This is a genomic window from Larkinella knui, from assembly GCF_003858645.1.
GTDB classification, from domain to species: domain Bacteria; phylum Bacteroidota; class Bacteroidia; order Cytophagales; family Spirosomataceae; genus Larkinella; species Larkinella knui.
Window position 1 is genome coordinate 778,970 of record NZ_RQJP01000001.1, and the last position, 26,490, is coordinate 805,459.

General features: G+C 52.2%; 19 protein-coding genes. 10 read left to right on the forward strand and 9 right to left on the reverse strand.

The genetic code is table 11. The features are described from left to right. Positions 1 to 35: 35 nt before the first annotated feature. The 3 genes from EHT87_RS03060 (at position 36) to EHT87_RS03070 (ending at position 5,599) form a co-directional block, all read left to right on the forward strand. A complete protein-coding gene (locus EHT87_RS03060; protein WP_124903727.1) occupies positions 36 to 3,359 on the forward strand; it encodes a SusC/RagA family TonB-linked outer membrane protein in 3,324 nt (1,107 codons plus the stop codon). Between the two features lie 94 nt (positions 3,360 to 3,453). Continuing rightward, entirely contained in the window at positions 3,454 to 4,935 is a 1,482-nt protein-coding gene (locus EHT87_RS03065; protein ID WP_124903729.1) for a SusD/RagB family nutrient-binding outer membrane lipoprotein, read from the forward strand. A 100-nt stretch (positions 4,936 to 5,035) separates the two neighbouring features. Then, positions 5,036 to 5,599, forward strand: a complete 564-nt coding sequence (locus tag EHT87_RS03070) for a phosphonate degradation HD-domain oxygenase (protein WP_124903731.1) — start codon at positions 5,036 to 5,038, stop codon at positions 5,597 to 5,599. A gap of 116 nt (positions 5,600 to 5,715) precedes the next feature. Here EHT87_RS03070 and EHT87_RS03075 read toward each other — a convergent pair whose 3' ends face one another. Next, positions 5,716 to 6,768 (reverse strand): hypothetical protein, encoded by a 1,053-nt coding sequence (locus tag EHT87_RS03075; RefSeq protein ID WP_229320815.1) that lies wholly within the window; start codon positions 6,766 to 6,768, stop codon positions 5,716 to 5,718. A gap of 309 nt (positions 6,769 to 7,077) precedes the next feature. On the opposite strand from EHT87_RS03075, the gene EHT87_RS03080 reads away from it, so the two are divergent. Beyond that, positions 7,078 to 7,467 carry a BlaI/MecI/CopY family transcriptional regulator gene (locus tag EHT87_RS03080; protein WP_124903733.1) on the forward strand — a complete coding sequence of 130 codons (390 nt, stop codon included), beginning with the start codon at positions 7,078 to 7,080 and terminating at the stop codon, positions 7,465 to 7,467. Next, positions 7,457 to 8,890, forward strand: coding sequence for a M56 family metallopeptidase (locus EHT87_RS03085; protein WP_124903735.1), 1,434 nt, complete (start codon positions 7,457 to 7,459; stop codon positions 8,888 to 8,890). Before EHT87_RS03080 ends, EHT87_RS03085 begins: the two co-directional genes overlap by 11 nt. Positions 8,891 to 8,942: 52 nt before the next feature. On the opposite strand, the gene EHT87_RS03090 is transcribed toward EHT87_RS03085, so the two are convergent. After that, positions 8,943 to 9,809, reverse strand: coding sequence for a DMT family transporter (locus EHT87_RS03090; protein ID WP_124903737.1), 867 nt, complete (start codon positions 9,807 to 9,809; stop codon positions 8,943 to 8,945). Positions 9,810 to 9,995: 186 nt separating this feature from the next. On the opposite strand from EHT87_RS03090, the gene EHT87_RS03095 reads away from it, so the two are divergent. Continuing rightward, the gene (locus EHT87_RS03095; RefSeq protein ID WP_124903739.1) at positions 9,996 to 10,874 is read left to right on the forward strand and encodes an SDR family oxidoreductase; all 879 of its coding nucleotides are present in this window, start codon (positions 9,996 to 9,998) and stop codon (positions 10,872 to 10,874) included. 91 nt (positions 10,875 to 10,965) lie between these two features. On the opposite strand, the gene EHT87_RS03100 is transcribed toward EHT87_RS03095, so the two are convergent. From EHT87_RS03100 to EHT87_RS03110, 3 genes are all read right to left on the reverse strand, one after another. Further along, positions 10,966 to 12,534: a carbohydrate-binding domain-containing protein gene (locus tag EHT87_RS03100; RefSeq protein ID WP_124903741.1), complete on the reverse strand. Its 1,569-nt coding sequence runs from the start codon at positions 12,532 to 12,534 to the stop codon at positions 10,966 to 10,968. A 216-nt stretch (positions 12,535 to 12,750) separates the two neighbouring features. Further along, a complete protein-coding gene (nadE, locus tag EHT87_RS03105; RefSeq protein WP_124903743.1) occupies positions 12,751 to 14,775 on the reverse strand; it encodes an NAD(+) synthase in 2,025 nt (674 codons plus the stop codon). Positions 14,776 to 14,860: 85 nt separating this feature from the next. Then, entirely contained in the window at positions 14,861 to 16,321 is a 1,461-nt protein-coding gene (locus tag EHT87_RS03110) for a nicotinate phosphoribosyltransferase (protein WP_124903745.1), read from the reverse strand. A 306-nt stretch (positions 16,322 to 16,627) separates the two neighbouring features. On the opposite strand from EHT87_RS03110, the gene EHT87_RS03115 reads away from it, so the two are divergent. Then, positions 16,628 to 19,078 carry a TonB-dependent receptor gene (locus EHT87_RS03115; RefSeq protein ID WP_124903747.1) on the forward strand — a complete coding sequence of 817 codons (2,451 nt, stop codon included), beginning with the start codon at positions 16,628 to 16,630 and terminating at the stop codon, positions 19,076 to 19,078. Between the two features lie 302 nt (positions 19,079 to 19,380). Here EHT87_RS03115 and EHT87_RS03120 read toward each other — a convergent pair whose 3' ends face one another. Both EHT87_RS03120 and EHT87_RS03125 read right to left on the reverse strand, forming a co-directional pair. Then, positions 19,381 to 20,571: a phosphoglycerate kinase gene (locus EHT87_RS03120; protein ID WP_124903749.1), complete on the reverse strand. Its 1,191-nt coding sequence runs from the start codon at positions 20,569 to 20,571 to the stop codon at positions 19,381 to 19,383. A 134-nt stretch (positions 20,572 to 20,705) separates the two neighbouring features. Next, the gene (locus EHT87_RS03125; protein WP_124903751.1) at positions 20,706 to 22,706 is read right to left on the reverse strand and encodes a S9 family peptidase; all 2,001 of its coding nucleotides are present in this window, start codon (positions 22,704 to 22,706) and stop codon (positions 20,706 to 20,708) included. 120 nt (positions 22,707 to 22,826) lie between these two features. Here EHT87_RS03125 and EHT87_RS03130 point away from each other — a divergent pair, with 120 nt between their 5' ends. Next, a complete protein-coding gene (locus tag EHT87_RS03130) occupies positions 22,827 to 23,651 on the forward strand; it encodes an alpha/beta hydrolase (protein WP_124903753.1) in 825 nt (274 codons plus the stop codon). A gap of 149 nt (positions 23,652 to 23,800) precedes the next feature. Here EHT87_RS03130 and EHT87_RS03135 read toward each other — a convergent pair whose 3' ends face one another. Continuing rightward, positions 23,801 to 24,571 (reverse strand): MerR family transcriptional regulator, encoded by a 771-nt coding sequence (locus EHT87_RS03135; RefSeq protein WP_124903755.1) that lies wholly within the window; start codon positions 24,569 to 24,571, stop codon positions 23,801 to 23,803. Between the two features lie 187 nt (positions 24,572 to 24,758). Between EHT87_RS03135 and EHT87_RS03140 the strand changes: the two genes are divergently transcribed. Next, the gene (locus tag EHT87_RS03140) at positions 24,759 to 25,226 is read left to right on the forward strand and encodes a GNAT family N-acetyltransferase (protein ID WP_124903757.1); all 468 of its coding nucleotides are present in this window, start codon (positions 24,759 to 24,761) and stop codon (positions 25,224 to 25,226) included. A gap of 112 nt (positions 25,227 to 25,338) precedes the next feature. Continuing rightward, on the forward strand, positions 25,339 to 25,659 hold the full coding sequence (locus tag EHT87_RS03145; protein WP_124903759.1) for a hypothetical protein: 321 nt from the start codon (positions 25,339 to 25,341) through the stop codon (positions 25,657 to 25,659). A gap of 1 nt (position 25,660) precedes the next feature. On the opposite strand, the gene EHT87_RS03150 is transcribed toward EHT87_RS03145, so the two are convergent. After that, on the reverse strand, positions 25,661 to 26,377 hold the full coding sequence (locus EHT87_RS03150; protein ID WP_124903761.1) for a hypothetical protein: 717 nt from the start codon (positions 26,375 to 26,377) through the stop codon (positions 25,661 to 25,663). Between the last annotated feature and the right edge of the window lie 113 nt (positions 26,378 to 26,490).

Below are 26,490 nucleotides of genomic sequence, written 5' to 3' on the forward strand. Positions count from 1 at the left end.
ACTTTTCCGTACCCCGGAACATCCCTAAAACTAGCATGACACAAAAACTACCTTCTGCAATTCGTACAGGAAGGAACCATTGCCGTCGGGCCGCCCTGACGCTGGCTATTCTATTGATTGGCTTGCCGCTGCTGGCGCAAACCATCACCGGAAAAGTGGTTTCGTCCGAAGCCGGGCAGGCGCTGCCGGGCGTTTCGATTCTGGTTAAAGGCACCACAACCGGTACGACTTCGCGCACCGACGGCACCTACTCGATCACCGTGCCAAATCCCTCGTCGGTCCTGATATTTTCGTTCATCGGTTTTGAAGCGCAGGAAATACCGGTCGGCTCCAAAACCGTGATCAATGTCACCCTGAATGTTTCTACGCAAGCCCTGAACGAAGTGGTGGTAACGGCTTTGGGGATTTCCAAACAACAGCGCAACCTGGGCTATGTTACGCAGAAAATCGACAATTCGGCTATCTCTCAGGCCCGCGAAACGAACCTGGTTAGTCAGTTGGCGGGTAAAATTGCGGGGGTAACCGTGGTCAATAGCCCGTCCGGAATCGGCGGTTCGGCCCGGATCACGATCCGGGGTGAGAAGTCGCTGAACATCAACGGCAATCAGCCGCTGTTTGTCATCGACGGCTTGCCGATCAACAATAATTTTGTCGGTTCATCCGGGCGCAACAACCAGGATGCCGATTACGGAAACGGGGCCGGGTTTATCAATCCGGACGACGTTGAGACGATGACGGTTTTGAAAGGGGCCAGCGCCACGGCCCTGTATGGTTCGCGGGCGGCCAATGGCGTGGTGGTGATTACGACCAAAACCGGGAAGGCCACGAAAGGCATCGGCGTCAGCGTCAACTCGAACCTGACGTTTGAATCCGTTCTGCGACTGCCGGATTATCAGAACGTATACGGCCAGGGCCTGAACGGGGAGTTTGCGTTCAAAGATGGTTCGGGAGGGGGATTGCGCGACGGAACCGACGAAAGCTGGGGGCCGAAAATGGATGGCCGTCTGATCGTTCAGCACGATTCGCCGACCGACAAAGGCTACCGCGCGGGGGATACCAAAGTGCCCGGTGGCCCCGGTGTGGCCACGCCAACGCCGTTTATTGCGCACCCGAACAGCATCCGGGATTTCTTTGAAACCGGCCGGATTTTGACCAACAACGTCGCCGTAACGGGGAGCAATGACAAGGGTGATTTCCGGATGTCGTATACGAATCTGGAACAGAAAGGCTACGTTCCCAACACGGACCTGACCCGGAACACGTTCAACGTCAATGCCGGATACAAACTCACCGACCGGTTTACGGCTCGCACCAACGTCAGCTACATCCGCAACCACAGCGATAACCGCCCGAACCTGAGTTACGGAACCGAGAACATCATGTACCTGCTGAACTGCTGGTGGGGTCGGCAAATCGATATGGCGTCGATGAAAAATTACTGGCAACCCGGTCTGGAAGGCATTCAGCAGTACAATTTTAACTACAACTACCACGACAATCCGTACTTCAACCTGTACGAAAATACCAACGGTCAGGACATCAACCGTGTGATCGGAAACGTTACGCTGTCGTATCAACTGACGGACTGGCTGTCGGTTCAGGGGCGGACGCAGGTCGATTATCAGGACGAACTTCGGGTGCGTCAGCGGGCATTCAGCACGCAGCGGTATCCGTACGGTTCCTACCGCCGGGAAGCGGTGAAGACGCTGGAACGCAACACGGATCTGCTGTTTCTGGTGGATAAACGGCTCAACGAATCGTTCACACTGAGCGGAACGGCCGGGGGAAACCAACGGCTTAACAAATACGATTACGTCGACAATTTTGCGCCCCAGCTGACGGTTCCGGGCGTTTACAGCCTGAACAACAGCCGCGTGCCGCTCGAATATTCGCAAAACGTGTCGAACCGCCGGATCAACAGTCTGTTTGCTTCCGGCCAGCTCACGTACCAAGATAAATTAACGCTGGAACTGACAGGCCGGAATGACTGGTCGAGTACGCTGACGTTGCCGCAGGGCGTAGTCGGTATGGCCGATAATTCGTATTTCTACTGGTCGGGAACGCTCAGCGCGGTGATGAGCGACTGGATGAAGCTGCCGTCCTGGGTTTCGTTTGCCAAACTGCGGGCGGGTTACGCCCAGGTCGGAAACGATACGGAACCGTACCAGTTTTCGCAACCGTTCAATCCGGGAACGCCCTGGGGCACGACGCCGACCTTTAGCGAATCGACGCGGATTCCGAACCTGAGTCTGAAACCGGAAATCAGCAGTTCGCAGGAATACGGGATCGATCTTCGGTTCCTGAAAAACCGGGTGGGGCTGGACGTCACCTATTACAATACCGTCAGTAAAAACCAGATCATCTTTTTGCCCCTTTCGGGAACGACGGGCTACAGCCAGATTGTGCAGAATGCCGGCCGGATTCAGAACAGCGGGATCGAGGTTATGCTGAACCTGACGCCGATCCGGATGGACAACATTGGGTTCCGCTGGGACATGAACGTCAATTTCTCGCGCAACCGCAGCAAGGTGCTCGAACTGGCCGACGGGGTTTCGACCTACGAACTGGCCAACCGGTATTTCTCGGTTCAGGCGCGGGTGAACGAACGCATGGGCGACATGTATGGCTATGCGTATGAGCGGGTTAGCAGCGATCCGAAAAGTAAATACTACGATCCGACCGGGCAGAATGTGGGCCAACTGGTCATCACGACCGATGGCCGGCCTGTGGCAACATCTACCTTGCAAAAACTGGGAAATTACAACCCCGACTGGCTGGCGGGTATCAATAACTCCTTCAAATTCAAAGGCTTCAACCTGAGTTTTCTGTTCGACATCCGCAAAGGCGGACAGGTCTATTCCCACACGTACGTCGTGGGTCGTGAAGGCGGTCAGCTGGCCGAAACCCTGCAGGGCCGCGAAAACGGGTATTACGATAATTCGGTCGACAAGGAGTTCAAAAACGCGCCCGTTGGAACGTATTACGTTGTGCCGGGCGTGGTGAAAACCGGTGAAGGCCAATTTGCGGCCAACGCCCGCCGGATTTCGGCCCGTGAGTGGCACACCGCTTTTACCCTGGGTCGTCAGGTTCTGGAAGACGCCATTTTCGATGCGTCGTTTACCAAATTACGGGAAGTGAAGCTGGGGTATTCGTTGCCGAATTCCATGCTGGGTAAGAAACTGCCTTTCCGCAACGTGACCGTTTCGCTGGTGGGCCGCAATCTGTTTCTGTGGACGAAAGTGCCACACATCGATCCCGAAACGTCGTCGGTTTCGGGCGGTACCGTCATTCCGGGGGCGGAGTCGGTCGCCATTCCATCGGCCCGGAGCTACGGTGTCAACCTGTCGTTTAATCTGTAATCAGTTTATAGTTTAAGGTTTATAGTTTTTGGTTAAATGGCTGATAGTCAGTTTTAACACTAAACTATAACGTATAAACCAAGCAACTAGGACAATGAAAAAAACATACATTCAATTACTCGCCTGCCTGGCATTGCTCATCGCCACCAGCACCTCCTGTGACAATGATTTCGAGGAAGTCAATACCAACCCCAACGTTCCCAATACCGTAACGCCGGATTTGCTGTTGCCGAACATCATCCGGTCGACGGTGAACGAGAACATGGGAACGGCCTGGGGCATCGGCAACATTGTCATGCAGTATACGGCCAAAATCCAGTTTGTGAACGAAGACCGCTACCTCTGGGGGGAACAGAACGGCATCTGGAGCACTACGTATTCGACCCTGCGGGAAGTGCAGAATATGTACAACATCGCGTCGAGCACCACACCGGTTCAGAAAAATTACCAGGCGGTGGCGCTCATTATGAAGTCCTGGATGATGTCGCTGGTTACGGATGCCTACGGTGACGCTCCCTATTCGGAAGCGACCAAGGGCAAGGACAAAGCGTATTTTCCCAAATACGATACGCAGGAAGCCATTTACAACGGGATTTTGAAAGACCTGGCGGATGCCAACGCGTTGCTGGCGCCCGAAAATGGCGTCGTTAACGGCGATATTCTGTACGGGGGTGATGTGACGAAATGGAAAAAAATGGCCAATTCGCTCCGGCTGCGGTATTTGATGCGGATTTCGAACAAGCGCGACGTAAAAGCAGATTTGCAGGCCATTGTCAGCAATCCGACGGCGACGCCCATTTTTACGGCCAACGTGGACAATGCGGCTTTGCGGTATCTGGCCACGGTTCCGAATCAGTTTCCGTTGTATACCTCACGGGTAGGCTCCTTCGACGAGTTTCGGCTGAGCAAAACGCTGGGTGACAAACTGATCCAGTTGAACGACCCGCGACTCGGCATTTTTGCCCGGCCAACGGTGGCGTCGGTAGCGGCCGGAAAACCGGCTTATGTCGGCGTGCCCAACAGCCTGGATGATGTGTCGGCCCTGACCTACAACGGCGGGGCCCAGAACGTTTCCCGCGTGGGATCGACGTATTACATCGACGGTTTTGGAACTCCGACGGAAGCCAACCTGAACATCGCCAGAGGAATTATCATGACCTATGCCGAACTGCAATTCATCCTGGCCGAAGCGGCTCAGAAAAAGCTGATTACCGGCGATGCCAAAACGTACTACGAAAAGGGCATCACGGCCTCGTTTGGCTTTTATGGCCTGGAAGTTCCGGCGGGTTATCTGGCCCAGCCGGATGTGGTGTTTGCCGAAACAAAAGCCCTGGAATTGATTGGAACTCAGAAATGGATTGCGTTATTTTACAGCGGTCTGGAAGGCTGGTTCGACTGGCGACGAACGGGTTTCCCCGCCATCAAACCGGGGCCGTCGAACCTGAATCAAAACCGCGTTCCGGTTCGTTTTCAGTATCCCAGTTCGGAACTGAGCCTGAACAAAGCGTCCGTTGAAGAAGCCATCCAGCGCCAGGGACCCAATGATATCAATACCGCCGTCTGGTGGGATAAATAATTAGTGGTGAAAGAATGAAAGAGCGAAAGAGTGAATTAAAAACAAGTGCGTCCCTTTTAATTCACTCTTTCGCTCTTTCATTCTTTCGCTCATTCAAACTATGAAAGCCGAGCAAACGATTACTGAGATCACCGCGCTGTTCGATCAGCATGGTTCCGATGATTATTACGGCGAACCCGTTTCGCAACTGGAACACATGCTGCAAGCGGCCATGCTGGCGGAACGGGCCGGGGCCGATGAGGAAACGATCATTGCGGCTTTTCTGCATGACATTGGGCACTTGCTGCCGTCGGATCTGGCGGAAGATCACATGGACGATTACGGTCGCGTCGATCACGAAAAACTGGGGGCCGACTGGCTGCGTGAACGCGGTTTTTCGGAGAAAGTGGCCCAACTGATTGAACATCACGTCAATGCCAAGCGGTATTTGACCTACAAGCATCCGGCCTATTTCAGTAAACTTTCGGAAGCCAGCCTGAAAACGCTCGAATTTCAGGGTGGGCCGATGTCGGCGGAAGAAGCGCAGGAATTTGAAACGAATCCCTATTTCCGGGGAATTTTGCAGGTCCGTGGCTGGGATGAACTGGCTAAAGAAACCGACCTGGAAATGCCTCCGGTGGGGCAGTATCTGCAACTGTGCCGAACGTATCTGGAAAACCGCTGATCGAGAAGCCACTTAGTACTGTACCTGTCAGGTTTTCAAAACCTGACAGGTACAGTACTAACAAAAAAAGCCCCGATTTTTCAGTCGGGGCTTTTCCTTTATAAAGATGCCGGTCGTTAAGCCGCCAGGCGGAGGTCCTGTTGTTCAAACTGAAGCATCGGTTCGATAACGGTGTTCAGGCGCTCGCGCAGGAATCCTTCCTGAAGATACGAAGGCAGTTTGGCAATCAATTGCTTGTAGCCCTGAAGTCCCAGCGCTTTGGCGATGTAGGATTCGTGGACGGCATTGATGTGCGACACGATTTTAACCAGACTTTCGTGGAATAGCCGGACATCGATCTCTGACTCAACAAACCGCTCGATTTCGCGGTTGTTCGATGAAATCCGAAGTCGGCTCAGGGCGTCGAAATACGTCGTGTAACCAATCTGCTTGCCCAATTGCTTGTATTGATCCACTCCGAATTTCTGCAAAATCTTACCCGTTTTCGCACTGCGTAACGCCGTCTTCGGGTTGTTCTGAATGGCCTGCCGCAGGGCTTTGATGCGCCGGTCGCGGGAGGTTTTCAGAAACTGGGCAATCTCGATCTGGGCGGCTGATTCGCGCGAAGGCAGGGTCAGATCCGGTTTGGCAATATCGAACTTCGCCAGCGGCAACCGCATCGTGCGGTAGCCATTCAGCGGGCCGGATGCATAGAATCCAATCGAAGCCGGATAATAGCCCCGAACGACCATATTGCCAATGCGCCGGCGAATGATCTCTTCATTGCTGACGGGTTCGCCCATGGTATGGAGAAACGCCCGTACGCTGAACAAAACGCTGTAATAAGCCTGCGGGAACGTCCAGTGCAGCGAACTTTGCAGATACTGGTTGTCATTCACCACCGGCGTAATCCGAAGCGCGTACTCGGCACTCCAGCTATTGAGGAGCAACTTTTCCAACGCCTTACGCTGCTCGTCGGAAACGTTCGGTGCAAAATCCTGAAACAGCGGAAAACGACGCAAATCAAACAGGTCGTCTTGCCGTTGAATGTGAAAATCAATCGCGAAGAAGTGATTCAGAAACACCTGTGCGGGAATCGATTTTCGCCATGTTTCGTCCACGGGCTGGGCTGGCACAAACGACACCAGCTTGCCCTCTTGATTTGTCGACTTTTCTGTGTTCTCGTTCATACAGTTAGAACAAAAAAAAGTCGCCTGATGTTCAGGTTTTTGAAACTTTTTTCGGTTTGTATACTATTGTATATCAGACTGTTAAAAACTATTTTTTGCCCCTGCAAACAGATCTTAAAAATGAATCGAAAAAGTCGTTTTTTCGGACCCAAATTGATTTAAAAACGAGCTGTTTTTACATCTATTTAGGCTTGATTTTTTTCTGATTTGCTTCTAAAAAACCGGCATTCCCTATCTTTTAACGTATTTTAACGTTATATAACTGATAAATGCGTTGTGTAACTGTAAAATGCGTTATACATTTGATCAATGGAAGCACTTACCAAAACAGAAGAGAAGGTAATGCAGATTCTTTGGGCCATTCGCAAAGGATTTGTAAAGGACGTCATCGATGGCATGCCCGACCCCAAACCGCCCTACAACACCATTTCGTCGCTCATCCGGATTCTGGAAAAGAAAGGATTTGTCGGACACAGGGCCTATGGAAAAACGCACGAGTACTTTCCGACGGTTTCAAAACTGGCTTACCGGAAATTTACGTTCCAGAGTTTTCTGACCAACTATTTTGAAGGGTCGCCGGAAAAAGTCGTGTCGTTTATGGTCAACGAAGAAAAGCTGAGTGCGGACGAAATTCAGCGGATTGTTGAATTGCTCGACAAGGAGGAAAAACCACCTAAAAAAACCGGCCATGCGGACTGATTTTTTCCTGTATCTGGCCCAATCAACGCTAACGGTTTCGATTTTCGCGCTGGTTTACCGGCTCTTCTTTTGCCGACTCACGCATTTTCAATGGAACCGCGTCTATTTAGTCGGTAGCCTGCTGTTGAGTCTCGTCATTCCGTTGTTTCCACTGCCGGAGCTGGTCGGCCCCGATGCGGTTTCGGAAGCGGCCCCCCGCCTGAATCGTGTTTTATCGGGCTTACCGACTGATGCCTTTCGGACCGGCGCGCAAACCGATCCGGCGGCTTTTCCAGGGGAGTTTTCAGGATTCATTCTGCTGGCGGTCTACCTGGTTGGTTGTCTGTATAAAACCGGGCGGTTTTGCCAAAATCTGAAAGCCATTTTCAAGCTGATCCGGACGAGCCGGAAACGAGAAAGCGGTTCGTATTATTCTGTGTATGGGCAATCGGATTTGCCGACTTTCTCATTTCTAAGGTACGTGTTTCTCCATGCCGGGAACAGGTCTTTAGCGGAAGAAGAGCAGAATCTGATACTGGAACACGAACTGGTGCATGTCAGACAACGGCACACGATCGATCTGCTATTTTTTGAAATAACCGGCATCCTGTTCTGGTTTAATCCCCTGATGGCGTACCTGAAATTCTCGATTCGGCAGGTGCACGAATACATCGTCGATCAGTCGATGACCCGCGACCGGAGCCACGTTAAAACGTACGGTTATTTACTGCTGAAACTCACGACTCAGATGGCCGCAGCGCCCTTGTTGAACACCTTCTCGAACCGGTCGGTTTTCCAACGCATCCAGATGTTCACCCAAACCCCTTCCAGTCCCATGAAAAAGCTAACTTTTTTGATTATTCTGCCGTTCCTGGCACTCACGATCGTTTTATGTTCCTTTTTTCAACCCACTGCAACCCGGCAGAGCAGGCACTTGAAGGCTGAGAAACCGGTGAAGGGAACGCCGATCGGGCGTATTCGCTGGAAGGGAAACACCGTTCACTCAACCGACGAACTGAACAAAGCTCTGGGCGTGCGGAAAGGGGATTTGTACGACAAAGAAGATTTTAAAAAGCGCCTTTTTAGCGTGGTTGGGCCGACTGTTACGTCACTGTACATGGATCAGGGCTACCTGTTTTTTAACATCGACGTCAACGAAAAACGGGTTGGCCCGGTGGTCGATCTGGAGTTGACGGTTTTTGAAGGGAAACCCGTATCGATTGGAAACGTGACGGTGAAGGGGAGCAGGAAAGTGGCCCGTAAAACGATTCTTGATCTGATCGCTATCCGGTCCGGCGACTTGTTTAGCAGTTCAAAACTGATCAGATCCCAACGGGCCCTGGCCGAATCGGGGTATTTCAATCCGAAGGAAATCGGAATCAATCCCGTTCCGGCTGCTGATGGGAAAACCGTTGATCTGGAATATGTAGTGGTGGAAAAATAATCGGTTTTCGCGGAAAAATTTCATTAAGTCCTGACACCGCTGTCAACCGCTGTCAGCGTTTTGTGAACTTATCCCGCTGGCCCAGATACAAGCCTGCTAAAACCAGGGCGGTCCCCAGGAACGTATAAAGGGTCAGGGGCTCGTCCAGCAGGAGGGATGAAAAGGCAAAGCCGAAAATCGGGCAGAGAAACAGCCAGAGCGACGCCTGAACGGCATCCTGACGCACCAGATAAAACCAGAGCTGCAAGGCGATGACGGAAACGGGAATGATCAGCCAGAAAACCGATCCCCAGAACCGGGCGTCGTAGTGCGAGTTCGTAAAATCGGCAAACGACAGCGTAAAAGGCAGCAGCAACATACCGCCAATCAGCACCTGCCAGCCGTTGATGACAAGGTTGGGCAACCGCCACGTATACCGGGCGTAGTAGACCGTAGCCGCCGAGACCGAAACCATGCCGCCCAGCAGAATCAGCAGACCCGGAATGGTGGCATAACTGTTCTGGAGGAGCGGATAGGTCGCCAGCAGCACCCCCGCCATGCCGATGACAATACCGGCGGATTCGTACCAGCGAACGGGGCGCCGGAGCCATACCGCCGACAGCAGTGTGATGAACAGGGGGCTGGTGGCCGTTGAAAGGCTGCCAATACCGGCGGCTACGTGTTTGAGCGCCAGAACGAAAGCGCCCAGGTAAATGGTCGTATTCAAAAGGGCAAAGAGCGTCAGCCGTTTGAATTCCGTTCGGTTGGGCATCGGGTGACGCTGAATTCCGTGGGCCATCAAAAGCATCAACGGTCCGGCAATCAAAAACCGTATTTCGGCCAGAATAAGCGGGTCGGCCGACAGGATACCGAACTTGGTGGCTGCCGAAGCGGAGGCCCACAATGCGGCAAAGAGCAGGCCGGGGAGGAGGGATTTCATGCCGCAAAGGTACGGCGAAGCAACCGCTTCTACCAGCCAGCTTTTTAATTCAGGCTCAGAAACCTGACCGAAAGCCGGATAATCAGGCACTTCAACCCCGGCTTATTCCGTTTCAGCGGGTTTGGTATTGAATTGGTTTGCGGAACCGCCCACTTTTGAACCCGTAAACAACGCAAACCAAACACCATGAAAACATTAGTCATTGGCGGTACCGGTACCGTAGGAAGCCAGATTGTTCAGGAACTTCAACGCAACCAACAACCCGTCCGGGTGCTGGTCACCTCCGCCGAAAAAGCCGCTTTGTTGCCCGAAGGCGTGGAAGCTGCCCTTGGAAACATGGACGAACCTGCCACCTTGCCGAAAGCGTTCGAGGGCATCGACCGGGTTTTTCTGCTCAACCGCCAGAGTCCTACCGAAATCGCCCAGGGTTCATACGCCGTGGCCGCGGCCAAACGGGCGGGCGTGAGCAAAATCGTCTACCAAAGCATTCACAATGTTCACGAAGGCGCGCATATTCCGCACTTTCACACCAAGATCGCCATCGAAAAAGCCGTTCTGTGGTCCGGTTTGAACTATACCTTTATCTGCCCCAATAACTTCTATCAGAACGACTTCTGGTTTAAAGACGGTATTGCCCATCACGGCCTGTATACCCAGCCGTTTGGTAATGTGGGCCTCAACCGCGTCGATGTACGCGACATTGCCGAAGCCGTCGTCCGGGTGTTGATGACCGACGAGTTCGACGGGCAGCGGATTGCACTGGCCGGGCCGGAAGCGTTAACGGGCGAATCGACCGCCCGAATCCTGAGCGAACAACTTGGCTACGACGTTCGCTACGCCGGTAATAATCTGGATGTCTGGGCGGCTCAGGCGCGGCAGTGGCTCCCCGGCTGGATGGTCGACGACTGGGTTCACATGTACCGGTTTTTCCAGGCTCAGGGACTGAAAGCATCTGACGATGAGCTTACGGTATTGACGAAGGTGTTGGGAAGAGCCCCCCGGTCGTATGCGGATTTTGTTCAAGATCACGCCACCGTTTTTAGCCGGGTTGCCGAACTGGTTTGAATTTTTAGTATTTTATAAAAAAACCGTATTCGGGAACGGAGTGAAACCGCCGTTTTCCGAATACGGTTTTTGCATTCAGCTATTTCCGGAATTATCTCCCCGGTCCCGAACTGCCGCCGATCTGGGTGACTATACTGCTTGCGGTGAACGTTGAAGATTGCGTACCGGCGGTATAGGTTCCACTGGTGTATAACCCGTTGAGACTGGTGCCGCCCGCAACGCTGCCTCCGGTGAAGACCTTGTACGATTGACCGGTTTTTAGTTTGGGACTGGAAAACAACATCGTCGTATACGTTCTTGGAATCAGAAACGTCAGGGTTTCGGCTCCGTCGCCCGACTGGATGTGGAACAACTGATTGGCGGTTCCTCCGCCGAGAAGAACGGAAGGCTGGGTGCTGACGCCGGCCGTTGGAACGCTGCTTGCTCCGCCGATCCCGACCATGATTCCACCGGTTATTTTAAACGTATTGCGGTCGCAGTCAAACCCTTCTTCGGGTCCGGTAGCACCGACGGAAACGATCCTGCCACCCGTAACGGTGAGCGGGCCGTTGGAGTCGATGCCGTCGTTCGAGGTGGCATACGAGTAGATGGTTCCGCCGTTGATGTAAATCGCCTTGCCCGCATTGATTCCATCGTCGGCGGTTTTGATCACGAACGTACCGTTGTTGATCGTCAGCGTACTTTTGCTTTCAATGCCTTCCCCTGCCGTTGAATTGATTGTAAAAAGGCCTCCGTTAATGGTCAGATACGGGTTGATGGTGGTGTCGGTATCATACGAAGCCGTAATTCCTTTATCCGCCACATTGACCGTAAACGTACCGTTGTTAATCACAATATAGCCTTCCTCGCACTGAATACCGTCGCCCGCTGTGGTGATGTTCAGCGTACCGCCATCGGCAATAAACGCTTCATTGGTATGAATTCCGTCGGATGCAGCTGCCGGTACGGTAATGGTTCCGCTGATCACCCGGATGTAATCATCACTGCAAATAGCGTGTTTGTATTTTCCGGTTACGTTCAGGGTGCCGTTGCCGCTGAAAATCAACTGTCCTTCGCTGAATAGCGTCGCTTTCATGTCCTCCGTGCCACTGGCGGTGTAGGTTGCCCCGTCCGTCAGCGCATTGGTGGTGTTATCCGCTAACACAACAAACGCTCTTTTCTTGGATTGAATGTTGATGGCCGGGCCGTCGGTGTTCGTCAGATTGACCCCGTTTAACGTCAGCTTGAATTTTTTATCGCTGTAAATTTTCACGGAACCGTTCGCGGTCGTTCCGGATACTACGTACGCCACTTCGGCAACGGTGGAATTGATAACGACATCGCCGTTGGACTCCGTTACGGTTACGCCCTTGGTGGCCAGCGGATTGGAAATAGTGATGGAGCTACCAAAGCTGATGGTCACCGTAGAAGAAAACGTTGAATTTGCCAGGAGATCCTCTTCATTTGCAGCCGTTTCCGTATTGCCCTCCTTGGTCGCGGAAGAAGTGGTTGTACTGTCGATCGCTACCGGGGAGCCGGTGGTGGTCGTGCTTCCCGGACTCAGGTCGTCACTGTTTTTCGAGCAGGAAAGGAGCGAGGCCAATACCAAAACGGTGACCGCACTAGTCCGTATGGTGGTTGCTAAATCAGAGCTTTTGGATAAAAAAATGTCGTGTTTCATCAGTTGTATTTTTCGGATAGTCAACCCCTAATACGCCGATAAACCGGCCTACGTTGCCCTGATGAAAACTTTTGAGGTAAATAAGTCGATTGTGTCGGTGAATTGGCGGGCGCTTCGATTAGAGAGCGTTCATTCATTGAGAAACCCCACGGGCACCATCTGCCCGTGGGGTTTCTTCAACCAAATTATTTCTAAGACCTGGCAACTTCGGTACCCTTAAAACCCAATTTTTCCTTTCCGTCCCCGGCCTTCATTCCCTTCAACGTATTCCTTCAGCTCCGCCAGTTCTTTTTCAAAACCGCTGCTGAGAATCGGGAAGCGGCACCAGGTTTTGGGGTCCACGTTTTCGTCGTCGACGTGGAAGGAGGGCGCATACCGTTCGCGCTTCCACTGGTTGCGGCTCCAGAGCCGGAAAAACCGGTCGACGGACGTGTACAAGGTAGCGCGGTCATACTGGTTCTCAAACACCACTTCCACTTGCTGCATGACTTCTTTCGGCGAAAGCTTATCGCGAATGCCGAATTTTTCAATGGCGTTGAGCACGTCGTAAGGCATCAGATCTTCTTCGTCGGTTTGCTTTTTGTCGAGCGGACGGAGTTCGGCGGTGGGTTGCAGGTTATTCACTTTCTGTAAACCTTCCACCTTGATGGTGCCGCCCACGCCCACGGTTTCGAGCCAGCGCAGCCAGCCGCGCAGGTAATGCTTGTCGATACCGGCAATGGGGGAGATGCTGCCCGCCGTGTCGCCGTCCATCGTGGCGTAACCCACCGATGCTTCCGAGCGGTTGGAGGTCGACAACAACAGCGCGTTCTGGATGTTGGCCAGCAGCCACGCACTGGGAGCCCGAACCCGCGCCTGAATGTTTTGCAGGGCTACATCGTCGGTTTCCCACGTCAACGGACGGCCCAGTTGATCTTCAATCAGTTTGGTGTAGGTTTCAACCAAACCATTGATATTGATGTTGTAAAACGTCGCTCCGATGGATTTTGCCAGCGATTCGGCCGATTCATACGTGTCTTTCGAACTGTTTTCGGTTCCCTGATAGATGGTGGTCAGCAAGGCTCCGCAAATTTCCTCGACGGTTTTGAGCTTCTGAATGCTTTTGATGTAACTCAGTTTCTTTTTGAACGCGTCCAGGCCGATGCTCTCGTCGGCCATCCGGATCATCAGCGAGACCAGGGCGGCAATCGCCGACGAATCGGCCCCACCGCTCAGCGACAGCACAAAACCGTGGGAGCGGCTTTTGCGCAGGTAATCGAACAGCGCCAGCGCAACGGCGCGCGCAAATTCTTCCTCTTTCAGGTGCGAATCGTGTTCCCAGTATTCCAGTTCGGCTTTCTGCACCACCGGTTTGACATACGGAAAATCAAACTGGGCGGCCACGCGCAGGTTGGGAAACAGATAGGCGAGGTTGACTTTGGTCTGGGTTTGACTCAGGCGGGTATCGTCGACGTCGATGACGGCGGTTACAATCAGGTGGTCGGCATAGCTGAAACGCGGTCCCGACACCAGCAACTGCCCGTTGGAGGCAATCATGGCGTCACCATCGAAAATGGCGCGTCCCGACTCGTTGCCGACCAGATTGCAATAAATGTAGCTGACCCCAAAAGCCCGCGATCCGTCGATGACAAACCGTTCGCGTACGTGCGATTTGTAAAACGAAAAGTGGCTCGCACTGGGATTCAGGATAATATCGACACCACGTTCGTGGAGGCTGCGGCCCGGCCGGTTCGAAATCCAGGCGTCTTCGCAAATTTCAAAGCCGATTTTTACGCCCGAAACGTCGAACAGCAGATCGCCCACGGGATAAACAAATTCGCCAATCTGGATTTCGTCGCGCACCCCGGCGGTCCAGGGCTGAAACCAGCGCGTTTCGTAATGAATACCGTTATTGGCCAGCACCTGCTTGCAGACAAAACCCAGAATGCGTTTGTTGGCAATCAGACAGGCCGTGTCGTAGGTCCGGTTGTTGGCCAGCCGCAGCGGCAAACTGACAGCCACGATGATCCCGTCGGTGTGAGGCACAATCTCCAGCAGGCTTTGCTTGGACTGCTCGACGAGCTCGTGCGAGAAGAACATATCTTCGCAGCCGTAGCCGGTAATACACAATTCCGGCAAACATAAGATGCTGACGTTTTGACTTTTAGCTTCTTCGATGGCGTCGATTAGGTTCCGGCGGTTGTGTTCCCAGGCCATGGGAATCTGGTTGACAACCCCGGCAGCAACTTTTATAAGTTTCATGGATGTGATTCGTCTCTTGTTATGGAAAGAACAAATATGAACGGGAAATTGGTTTGTTTGGATACTACTCGCCCAATTTCGGCTTTTATTTCTGCCGAAGGCCAAAAATCAAAGCGGTTTTCAACTCGTGCAACTGGTGTTCCAGCCCAACCGGGTAGGCATGTGGGTTGATAAACCGCTTGATGGTGGGATGAAACTGGGCCAGTTGCTGCTGCACCCGGTTTCGTACCGAATCAATAGCCGGCGTATCATAAACCAATTGCCCCTTTCGAAACACCGGAACGAGCAGATCTTCATACGCGGTGGACTCGCTAAACTGCCGCTGCCGCGTAAAATCGTACGGATCGATCATCGTTGTGGAGCCGGTTGGTGGCGTTTCTTCGTTAAAAATCATGTCGGCCATAAAACCGTGTTCGTTCGAATACCGGCGCACCTGCTGGATTCCTGGCGTCGAAATTTTGATCGCCTGCTCCGATAATTTCAGCTTATATTCCCACGACCCCGCCGGATCCCGGATGGCCGCCAGTTTATAAACACCGCCCAGTGCCGGTTGGTCGTAGGCCGTAACCAGTTTGGTGCCGATGCCCCAGATGTCGATGCGGGCCCCCTGTTCCTTGAGGCTGCTCACCAGGTATTCGTCCAGATCATTGCTGCCAACAATGGAAGTTTCGGGGAAACCGGCCTGGTCGAGTAATTTGCGGGCTTCGATGCTCAAATAGGCCAGATCGCCCGAATCCAGCCGGATCCCGTTCAATTGATAGCCTTTATCTTTCAGGGTTTTTCCGACCTCGATGGCATTTTTTACGCCCTGCAGCGAGTCGTATGTATCGACCAGCAACGTGACATTGTTGGGCATCGCAGCCGTGTAAGCCTCAAAAGCCGCCAGTTCATCGTCGAACGACATCACCCAACTGTGTGCGTGGGTGCCGCGCACCGGAATTCCGTAGAGTTTGCCCGCCAGCACATTGGAAGTTGCGTCGCAACCGCCGATGTAGGCCGCCCGGCTGGCGGTTATTCCCCCGTCGATGCCCTGCGCCCGGCGAAGGCCAAATTCCAGCAGCGTGTCGTTTCGGGCGGCCAGCCGCATCCGGGCGGCTTTGGTCGCAATCAGCGACTGAAAATTAACGATCGTCAGCAGGGACGTTTCGAGCAGCTGGCACTGTAAAATCGGACCGCGTACCCGAATCAGGGGTTCATTTGGGAAAACGGCAGTGCCTTCGGGAACGGCCTCCAGCTCGCCCGCAAAGCGCAGGTCTCTTAAATAATCCAGAAAAGCCGGTTCGAACAACGGCCGATGGTCGCTTCCGGTCAGCGAGCGGAGGTACTCAAGGTCGTTTTCGGAAAAGGAAAACGCATTCAGGAAATCGATCACGCCCGACAGTCCGCAGGCGATGGTGAAGCCGCCCTGAAAGGGATGTTTTCGAAAATACAGGTTAAAAACGGCCTCTTTTTCGGCGGTTCCGGATTTCCAGTATCCATACGCCATCGTGAGTTGATAAAGATCGGTGAGCAGGCTGAGCGAATTGCTATACAGGGGTTGAATCATCGTTTTCAGTCAAATAAGCAGTCGTTACCTGTATAACCAACAAAAACCCGTTCCGTTTAACACCACTTAACGCCCGTTCACATTTTTTGCGTTGGCAAAAGCAACCTCTCTTGCCACATTTGCATCTGTCAATATGTACGATTTGCCTCCCATTTGCCAATCATCCTAAAAAAATGACCATCTATGTAAGATAAGGTTCTATGTAATACACACTACTTAACTTTGCCACATACTCCAAGGGAAACCCGGACAGTAAACAACACTTTTGAACGTAAAGAGTAAACAACAACCTACTAATAAATCACTATGAAAACGTTTATCACCGCCGTGTGTGTGTGGCTGGCTATGACGACTGCAATGGCCCAGGCTCCGATGAAAGGTAAAGTCCTCGGGGTGGTTATCGACCAGGCCCAAAAACCGTCTGAATTCGTCACCATCCTGTTGTTGAAGGCCAAAGACTCGACTTTAGTGAAGGGGGTGGTGACCAACGATCACGGAAAATACGAGTTCGACAACGTAGCCGAGGGCGGTTATCGGGTGGCTACTTCACTCGTCGGCTATAAGAAAGTATATTCGGAACCGTTCACGGTCGATGCCGCCAATCCGGAAGTTCAGGTGAAAACGCTGACGATGGTGGAAGAAGCTAAAAGTCTTAAGGAGGTAAAAGTAGTGGCTAAAAAACCGTTCATCGAACAGGAAATCGACCGGACGGTGGTCAACGTAGAAAACAGCATCGTGGCGAGTGGGAGTACGGCGCTGGAAGTCCTGGAAAAAGCGCCGGGTGTAACCATCGACCGCCAGAATGACAACATCCAGTTAAAAGGAAAATCGGGTGTTATCGTCATGATCGACGGCAAACAAACGTACCTGTCAGGGCAGGAAGTGGCCAATTTGCTGAAAAATACGCCAAGTGATAATATCGAGAAAATCGAGATCATCACCAATCCCTCTTCCAAATACGATGCCGCCGGTAATGTGGGGATCATCAACATCCGGATGAAGAAAAACAAGAATTTCGGAACCAACGGGACGGCCATAGCCGGGGTCGGATACGGCCGGTACGAAAAAGCCAACGCCAGCCTGAACCTGAATCACCGCGTCGGAAAAATCAACGCCTTTGGCAATTACAGCTACTTTCATAACCGTCGCTTCCAGGAAAACAGCCTCGACCGGATCATTCCGTACAACGGAAAAATCACCTATTTCGACCAGAATTCCTTCCGTCCCAACCGATTTGACGGACACACGTTCCGGACGGGCGTCGATTATTTCATCAATAAGAAAAGCACGATCGGCGTTCTGGCAACCGGTTTTATCAACGACTGGCGGCAGGACAACGGGATCAATCACTCGGTGATCAGCAACGAATTTCATGAGATTACGCTGAAACCGACGACGGATGTTTCGGTGAAAAACAAATGGTCAAACGTGACAGGTAACGTAAACTACAAGTATGATTTTGACGGGAAAGGCCGGGAGCTAACGAGCGATCTCGACTATTCCCGGTTCAACGGAGATTCGTATAACAACCTGAGCACGACGTATACCAACGCCCGCGACAGCATTGTTCAGCCAACGGCTATCGTTCGCAACAACATGCCGTCGACCATCGACATCTGGGCGTTCAAGTCGGATTATGTGCATCCAACAAAGATCGGAAAGTGGGAAACCGGGGTGAAAACCAGCTTTGTAAATTCGGACAACATCCTGACGTATGAAGACTTTGTCGATGGTCGCTGGGTTTTCAATTCCAAACAGAGCAACCAGTTCAAATACACCGAAAACATCAATGCCGCTTACGTAAATTTTTCCGGCAAACTGAATAAAAAAACCAGCATTCAGGCTGGATTACGGCTGGAAAACACGCACTCACGGGGAAACTCGGTGACGCTCAATAAAATTGTGGATCGGAATTATACCAATTTATTTCCGACGATGTTTATTTCGCGACAGCTTGATACCAATAACGTGTTGAATATTTCGTACAGCCGCCGAATTGACCGACCGAATTACCAGAATCTGAACCCATTCAGGTTCTATCTGGACCCCTACACGTATCAGCAGGGAAATCCGTATCTGAAACCGCAGTTTACGAATTCCTTTCAATTGACGCACGTCTACAAAGGAAAATTCTCGACGGCGCTGGGTTATAGCCGCACTACTGATGTGATTGTCAACGAAGTGCCCGGCCAGATTGCGGAACAGAACATCACCTACGTTACTACCGACAACCTGGCTACGCAGGATAATGTGAGTCTGACGATCAGTTTCCCGGTGGCCGTGACCAAGTGGTGGAACATGCAGAACAACATCGGCGCAAATTACAACAAGTATGATTCACCGTATCTGGGTGCGCAATACAACGTCAGTTTTGTGTCCTATAACGTCTATACTTCCCAGAATTTTGTGTTGCCCAAGGGCTTTAGCGCAGAACTGGCCGGCTGGTATAACTCAAAAAACGTGTACGGTTTTTACCGCGCCCAGCCCATGGGAGCTTTCAGCATCGGCCTACAGAAGACGCTGATGAACCGGAAAGCGAGCCTGAAACTGAATGTGAACGATCCGTTCTGGCTGAATAAATTTGAGGGAAAAGCCGTATATCAGGACATCAACTTCCGGGTGCGCGCCCGTTGGGAAAGTCGCATTGCCCGCCTGACGTTTACGTATCGTTTCGGCAACCAGAACGTGAAAGCCGCCCGTCAACGCAGCACCAGTACGGAGACTGAACGCAACCGGGCCGGAGGGGGCAATAATTAAATAAAAGTTAAATAAAGCAAACGGCGGATGGTTTTTCGTCCGTCCGCCGTTACTTTAATAGATAATTAGTTTAGGTTAAGAAAGCAGAAAGCCATTCCCACCTTGAGGAGTGGCTTTTTTGATTTTTAAAAATACAGTAACAATAACCAATTTCAAAATATGATTCAAACACCTGATGTATATACATTTAATAAAATTATAGCGAATAGACCGGTTTAATTTAAATGTTATAAAAAAAGGTCACTTTTGGTGACCTTTTTTGTGATTTCCTAAATGATAATTACTATTCAATTAATTGTAGTTTATTCGTCCAGAGCGGCAACACCCGGCAATACTTTGCCTTCCATATACTCCAGCAAAGCTCCACCGCCCGTCGAAACGTAACTGACCCGGTCGCCATAACCGGCATTGTTGACGGCCGAAGCCGAGTCGCCCCCACCGATGAGCGAGAACGCACCGTTTTCTTCGGTAGCTTTCACAACCACGTCGGCGATGGCGTTGGTACCGATGGCGAAGTTCGGAAATTCGAACACTCCCATCGGGCCGTTCCAGAGGATGGTTTTTGACTTGGCCAATACTTCGCTGAACAGCGCAATGGTTTCGGGGCCAATATCCAGTCCCTGCCAGTCGTCCGGAATTTGACCGGTTTTCACCGTCTGCCGGTTGGCATCGTTCGAAAATCCATCCGAAATAACGTTGTCGACCGGTAAATAGACCTGAACACCCTTCGCCTTGGCTTTTTCGAGCAGTTCGAGGGCCAGTTCCTGCTTGTCGGCTTCGAGGAGGGATTTCCCGATGTTGCCACCGGCGGCTTTGGTAAAAGTATAAGACATCCCACCGCCGATGATCAGGTTATCGACCTTGTCGAGTAATTTCTCGATGATGAGGATTTTATCCGAAATTTTGGCCCCACCCATGATGGCGGTAAACGGACGGTCAGCATTGTCCAGAACGCGCTGGGCGTTGTCGAGTTCGGCCTGCATAACGTAGCCACACACTTTATCCGTAAAAAACTGCGCAATAACCGCCGTCGACGCATGGGCGCGGTGGGCGGTTCCGAACGCGTCGTTTACGTAGACATCGCCCAGTTTCGACAACTTTTCGGCAAAATCAACGTCTCCTTTTTCTTCTTCCTTGTAAAAACGCAGATTTTCCAGCAACAGCACCTCACCCGGTTTGAGGGCGCTGGCCATTTCTTTGGCGGATTCACCAATGCAATCGTCAGCAAATTTAACCGGAACGCCCAGCATAATGGACAGCGGGCCAACCAGGTGTTTCAGCGAATATTTATCTTCAGGACCACCTTTGGGACGCCCCAAATGCGACATCAACACGCACGAACCGCCATCTTTCAAAATTTTAGTGATGGTTGGCAACGTGGCCTTCATGCGGGTATCGTCCGTAATTTCAAATTTACTGTTCAGTGGAACATTGAAATCAACCCGAATCAAGGCGCGTTTACCGGAAAAATTGTAAGAGTCTAATGTTTTCATACGACAGATTTCCTGTTAGTTGGCAAAATCCGCCCGAACTTAGGAGTTTTTGCTCAAACGTAGCAATTCAGGAACTAGCTTATTGAATTTGTTCTGTTTTTAAAGGGATAGTTGCAATTTCAAAGGTAACGTCCTCATTTACCAGTTCCCAGAACCGCAACGGATGTTTTCAGATACTGATCGAACCACTTCAAATACCGGTCGAAGCGGTCGGTTTGGTAGCTGGGTATGGAAAGGCCGTGAAACTGACCGGGATACACAATGAGTTGGGTCGGAACACTCAACGACTTCAAAGCCTGGTACATCTGCTCACTGCCGGCAATCGGCACGTTGAAATCTTTTTCACCGCCCATAAATAAGGTCGGGGTTTTGATGCGGTCGGCTTTCAGGAACGGATACGAGACTTTCAGCCACTTGTCGGTGTTTTTCCAGGGCAGTCCCAGTTCGTTTTCGTATTGATTGACGTATTGATCGGATCCATACATCGTCATTTGCAACGAACTGCCGGCTCCGCTGGCGGCCGCCTTAAACCGCTGGTCGGTGGCAATGGTATAATTGGTCAGGATACCGCCGTAACTCCAGCCGCCGATGCCCAGTTTGGCCGGGTCAGCAATGCCGTTGGCAACCAGATAATCCGCAGCCCCCAGAATATCCGCCACTTCTCTGTTGCCCCAGTCGCCGTAAATGGCTTTGCAAAATGCGAGTCCGCGTCCGCTGCTACCCCGGTAGTTGACGCCCGCGACGGCGTAGCCACCACTCGCCAGGATTTGACGAGCGAGGTCGAACCCGAAATTGTCCTGGCCGACCGGACCGCCGTGGATGAATAGAATCGTCGGCATTTTCTGACCCGTGGGCGCATTGGCGGGACGGAAAAGCAGGTTTTCTACCTGGGTGCCGTCTTTGCTGCGCGACGTAAATCCTTCGACCGAAGCCAGCAGGAGCGGAGCCACAAAAGCATCCTGAATAGTGGTGAGCCGACGGGTGTTGCCATTTTCGACCGCATAGATTTCGGCCGGAAGCTGCGGCTTACTCATGAGCGTCACCCAGCCACCTTTCGGATTTTGTTCCAGATCGGCAAAGGCGCAATCGCCAGCGGCCAGGCGGTTTGGCTGGCCGGATGCCAGGTCGTAGGCGCTCACATAGGTTCGGCGGTCGTCGTCCACCAGAACCGCTACCGATTTTCCATCCACCGACCACCGCGGATTCCGGACCGGGCGATCCAATGCCGCCGAAACCAGCTTCGGTTCTCCGCCGGTTGCCGAAATAACCGACAGAATGGGCTGGTCATACATGATAAAATTGGTCGAAGCGGTCGAACGCAGATACGCAATTTGGGTGCCGTCGGGGCTCCAGACCGGATTGTTGTCCGAACCGGCCCAATTGGTGAGCTGCTTCAGGGAAGATTTCGGCCGCGCATCCAGCACGAACAGGTCGGTATTTTCGTTTTTGTCGGGGTCGGCCGTGCGGTTGCTAACAAAGACAATCTGTTTGCTGTCGGGCGACCAAACCGGCGACGTTTCGTCGTAGATGCCGGTTGTGAGCGTATCGAGTTTTTTGGTTTCAACATCGAACAGATACAGGTGGGCGGCCCGCCGGTCGAGGTACCCTTTCCGGTCTTCTTTGAAATGACGGCGGTCGATGACGTATGGAGTACGGATTTTGGTCTTGGCCGAATCCGAATAATCTTTGTCACGAATGACCAGGGCGACGGTTTTGCCATTGGGTGCCCATTCGTATTCCTCCAGTTCGCCTTTGAGGTCGGTCAGTTTTTTGCCTTCGCCACCCCGCCGGTCGAGGAGCCACAACTGGCTGTCTTTATCGCCCTGGCGGGTGGCAACAAATGAAAGATACCGCCCGTCCGGACTCCAGCGGGGAGACGATTCGCCGTCGGGGCTGCTGGTCAACTGCACCGATTGTTTGCCGTCCCAGCTAATCATCCAGATGTCGGAATTGCGTTTGTCTTTTTCTTTGTCCACCGACGACAGCGCAAAAGCTACCCACGAGCCTTCGGGCGAAACCTGCGGGTCGGTAATGTTTTGCAGTCTCAGAATGTCGGAAGGAGCAATGGGGCGTTTAGGAGGGGTTTGGGCCAGCACGGTGCCGGTCAGCAGGCAAAAAAAGAAAATGGATTTCATGCGTTTGTTTTGAAGAGGAATTCGCCCATGAAGATACAAAAAGTTTGGAAATGGTTTTATTTTGCAGCCATTGACGAATGCCTTTCCCCAAAAACCGCCTTATTCCCACTTACTAATCCAATGACAGCAACCCGTTTATTCATTCTTTTAAGCAGTTTCTTTTTTCTCCAGCAATCGGTTCGGGCCTCCAAAGTGGATACTGTCGAGACCTACAGCGCATCGATGAAAAAAACCATCAAAGCGGTGGTCATCACGCCGGACTCGTATACGGGCGACAGGGAGTTTCCGGTGGTGTATTTGCTACACGGTCACGGCGGCAATTATAGCGATTGGGTCAAAAAAGCACCGTCTGTTCACAAAGCCGCCGATACCTATCAGTCGATCATCATCTGTCCGGATGGCAACGTTTCGAGCTGGTATTTCGACAGCCCGGTCGATCCGTCCTCCCGGTATGAAACTTATGTATCGACGGAACTGGTGTCGTGGGTCGACAGCCATTACAAAACCATCAAAAACCGCGCGGGCCGGGCCATCACGGGCTTGAGCATGGGAGGGCACGGCGCGTTGTATCTGGCGTTCAGACACCAGGATGTTTTCGGAGCCGCGGGTAGCATGAGCGGAGGAGTCGATATCCGGCCTTTTCCGAATAACTGGAACATGGCGAAGTGGCTGGGAACGTACGCCCAAAACCCGGAACGCTGGGACCAGAATACCGTCATCAACCTGCTGTATCTGCTCACCCCCGGTTCGCAGGCCATCATCGTAGACTGCGGAACGGAGGATTTTTTCTTTCGGGTCAACAGCAATCTGCACCAGAAGATGCTGGACATGAACATCGCCCACGACTTCATCACCCGCCCCGGTGCCCACAACTGGAATTACTGGAACAACGCCGTAACGTATCAATTGCTGTTTATGCGGACGTATTTTGACAAAAAAGGGTAGTGGTATCCGGTTTCGGTAGCTTACGCCCGCACCCGCGGACTTGAGTCCGTGTTTTTAGGGTTTACTTAAGTACTCTATTATCTACTCTTTTGACCCAGAACACAGACTTTAGTCTGTTGGTACGGGCGTCAGCCACCGAAAACCGAAAACTACCTCTTTCCGTCTACAAAATGCGTCATCGCTTTGCTCACAAACTGGGCGTATTCGGGGTTGGAAACCCCGTTTTGGCTGGTATACCGCAGATCATCGACGTACAATTGAGCCAGACCGCGGTAAGCGGCCAGCGTATCGCCGTTGCAAACCGAATCGCCCCACATGCATTTGATGAAGGCATAATGACGGGTAATTTGCTGCTGAACCGCTGCCTCCGATGGATCTTTATCCATCAGCCCGGCCAGCGCACGGGCGATTTCCTCGCCCTCGGCTTTCAGCGTTGCCCAGTCCGCTTTGCTTAGGTGGCGGATCTTCCGTTCCGATTCGTCCACGGTTTTCGCACCGTAGTTGTCAACGGCTTCCTGCCGGTAGGCTTCCGCTGTTTCTTTCGGGAAACCTTCGTATAATTCTTCGTCGGTTAACATGATTTTTTCTCCTTTTAGTTTTAAAATAGTCCGGTCAACGGTGTTCAGCAAAGTTGTGAGCCGGTCCCGCCGATCTTGCAACGCGCTTTTGTGGCTTTCGAGCGCGTTCACCAGATCAAAGTCGGGGTCTTCGAGGACCTGCCGGATGTTCAGCAAGGAAAAATCCAGTTCCTTGTAAAAGAGGATCTGCTGCAGTCGGAATACCTCTTTTTCGCCATAAAGCCGGTACCGTGCTGCCGTGCGAATGGACGGTTTCAGCAGGCCCAGGCGGTCGTAGTGGTGGAGCGTGCGCACGCTGACCCCCGCCAGATTCGCCAGTTTTTTGACCGAATAGGTTTTCATTTTCAGAACATTGCCGATGTTGACGTTGTAAAGGTAGGCTATGACGTAAGGGGAGAGTCAAGAAAAAAAAGAAGTATTTTTCTGCCCGCCTTTAAAAGGTGCGGTTGCACCGGTTATTTTAGGGTTCAAGCGCCCTTTAGAGGATTTAGGAATAAAGTTTACTATTAATCCCGTATTTTTATCGCCCTTGGAAACCCGTCGTCCCATTCCGGATTGTATCCGACCTGCCCTCACAACCGATGATGCCGATGCGGTATTGCGGATGATGGAAACGTTCTGCCGGCATTTCAGCTACCCGTTCGATCGGCAACTTCGCCGGAATCTGATCCGCCATGTGCTGGAAAACCCGTCGCTGGGGTCGCTCTGGCTGATCGAGCCGGAAAATGAGCCGGTTGGCTATGTGGCGCTGACGTACGGTTTTGCCTTCGAGTTTGGTGGCAAAACCGCTTTGGTAGACGAACTGTTCATCGAAGAAGGACACCGGGGCGCGGGGTGGGGCCGTCGGGTTTTGCGGCATCTACAAAAAGCCGCCGGCGATTTGGGCGTGATGGTGATCCATTTGCAAACCGAAAAATACAATACCCGCGCCAGGCGGTTGTACGAATCCGTCGGCTTTGTCGATCAGGACCGCAGCACGTTGACGTGGAAGAAATAAGTTTACGGTTTTCAGTTTACGGTGGCCAGCGCCCGAAGTAAAAACGCTTAGGTAAGCCTGCGCCAGCCACCAAAAACCGTCAGCTACACCCATAAACACAAAATTAGAAACGATGAAGTTTTTCGTTCCCGCTACCAGGAATTTAGAAGAAGCTGAGAAAGTGCACGGGATTTTGCGGAAATCCATGCTGAAACACCGCTACGAAACCACCGACTTGCGGATTTATTCCATCACGTTCGACGACAACAACCTGCGGATCACAGAAACCGTGGGCAAACCGTCGGAGACTTCCGGCGAAACGATTGTGGCAATATTTCAATCCGGTGATCTCTACCTGATTTGTACCAATAACCGGGGCGTTCTGCGCGGCATGCCCATGATCGCGGGCGAATGGGCGGTGACCCAGGTGGAGCTGTTTGAGGTGGGGGCGTGACCTACTGAAAACCATCGTAATACGCCACGGCATCGACGAGTTGATAGACATCCAGTTTTCGTTGGGTGATGTACTGATCCAACCGCCTGGCCTGATCGTCGAGGACGCCGAGTACGGATTTGCGGGATAAGTTCACGACCCGGAGCTTCTCGTTGTTCCGCTGAATAAAGTAGGTCTTTTGCTGCCGGAACGTTCCTTCAAACGGCTCATCCGACGCATAGGCTTCCTTCTTGGTCCTGCTCAGGGTGCATCGAAACTGTTTCAAAACCCTGGTTTTACCCGCGTATAAAACCAGGTAGTAGGCCCGGCTGGTTTTGCCTCCCTTTTCGCTGACCCGGCTGATAAACCGCATGTCATTGACCGTAAACGCATCGGGCTGAACCTCATATATCGTTTCATCGCCTTCAAACAGGCACTTTATAACATTGGTGGCGATGTTAAAGGCAATCTTGCACGGTATTGGCTTTTCGGAAGCACCGGATTCCACCGTTCCGTTTTGCCAGACGGGATACGTTAAATACTCGCTGCCCAGGTACGTAACCTGCGTAATGGCCTGACTTCGATCCGGCCGGTTCATGAGAAAGCCACCTTTTGCATCATAATACCGGCAGGTGGTGATGACCCGATTCTGAGCATCCTGCGAAACGACGCACTGGCCGTAGCTGCGCAAACCGGGTAGGGTCAGGAAGACGATCAACGAAAAAACACGGTGCTGCATGGGTTTCGGAGCATTTTAGCGACAGAACCGGGGAGCGGTTTCAAATCCTGCCTTAATTTACTCAAAAAGAGCAAACGATAACACGTTGCAGGCCGTCTGCCCAATTGCCGGTA

Excerpts from the sequence above, each read along its gene's own strand:
- EHT87_RS03060 (WP_124903727.1), top strand. The coding sequence starts at position 36 with ATGACACAAAAACTACCTTCTGCAATTCGTACAGGAAGGAACCATTGC.
- EHT87_RS03065 (WP_124903729.1), top strand. The coding sequence starts at position 3,454 with ATGAAAAAAACATACATTCAATTACTCGCCTGCCTGGCATTGCTCATC.
- EHT87_RS03070 (WP_124903731.1), top strand. The coding sequence starts at position 5,036 with ATGAAAGCCGAGCAAACGATTACTGAGATCACCGCGCTGTTCGATCAG.
- EHT87_RS03075 (WP_229320815.1), bottom strand. The coding sequence starts at position 6,768 with ATGAACGAGAACACAGAAAAGTCGACAAATCAAGAGGGCAAGCTGGTG.
- EHT87_RS03080 (WP_124903733.1), top strand. The coding sequence starts at position 7,078 with ATGGAAGCACTTACCAAAACAGAAGAGAAGGTAATGCAGATTCTTTGG.
- EHT87_RS03085 (WP_124903735.1), top strand. The coding sequence starts at position 7,457 with ATGCGGACTGATTTTTTCCTGTATCTGGCCCAATCAACGCTAACGGTT.
- EHT87_RS03090 (WP_124903737.1), bottom strand. The coding sequence starts at position 9,809 with ATGAAATCCCTCCTCCCCGGCCTGCTCTTTGCCGCATTGTGGGCCTCC.
- EHT87_RS03095 (WP_124903739.1), top strand. The coding sequence starts at position 9,996 with ATGAAAACATTAGTCATTGGCGGTACCGGTACCGTAGGAAGCCAGATT.
- EHT87_RS03100 (WP_124903741.1), bottom strand. The coding sequence starts at position 12,534 with ATGAAACACGACATTTTTTTATCCAAAAGCTCTGATTTAGCAACCACC.
- nadE (WP_124903743.1), bottom strand. The coding sequence starts at position 14,775 with ATGAAACTTATAAAAGTTGCTGCCGGGGTTGTCAACCAGATTCCCATG.
- EHT87_RS03110 (WP_124903745.1), bottom strand. The coding sequence starts at position 16,321 with ATGATTCAACCCCTGTATAGCAATTCGCTCAGCCTGCTCACCGATCTT.
- EHT87_RS03115 (WP_124903747.1), top strand. The coding sequence starts at position 16,628 with ATGAAAACGTTTATCACCGCCGTGTGTGTGTGGCTGGCTATGACGACT.
- EHT87_RS03120 (WP_124903749.1), bottom strand. The coding sequence starts at position 20,571 with ATGAAAACATTAGACTCTTACAATTTTTCCGGTAAACGCGCCTTGATT.
- EHT87_RS03125 (WP_124903751.1), bottom strand. The coding sequence starts at position 22,706 with ATGAAATCCATTTTCTTTTTTTGCCTGCTGACCGGCACCGTGCTGGCC.
- EHT87_RS03130 (WP_124903753.1), top strand. The coding sequence starts at position 22,827 with ATGACAGCAACCCGTTTATTCATTCTTTTAAGCAGTTTCTTTTTTCTC.
- EHT87_RS03135 (WP_124903755.1), bottom strand. The coding sequence starts at position 24,571 with ATGAAAACCTATTCGGTCAAAAAACTGGCGAATCTGGCGGGGGTCAGC.
- EHT87_RS03145 (WP_124903759.1), top strand. The coding sequence starts at position 25,339 with ATGAAGTTTTTCGTTCCCGCTACCAGGAATTTAGAAGAAGCTGAGAAA.
- EHT87_RS03150 (WP_124903761.1), bottom strand. The coding sequence starts at position 26,377 with ATGCAGCACCGTGTTTTTTCGTTGATCGTCTTCCTGACCCTACCCGGT.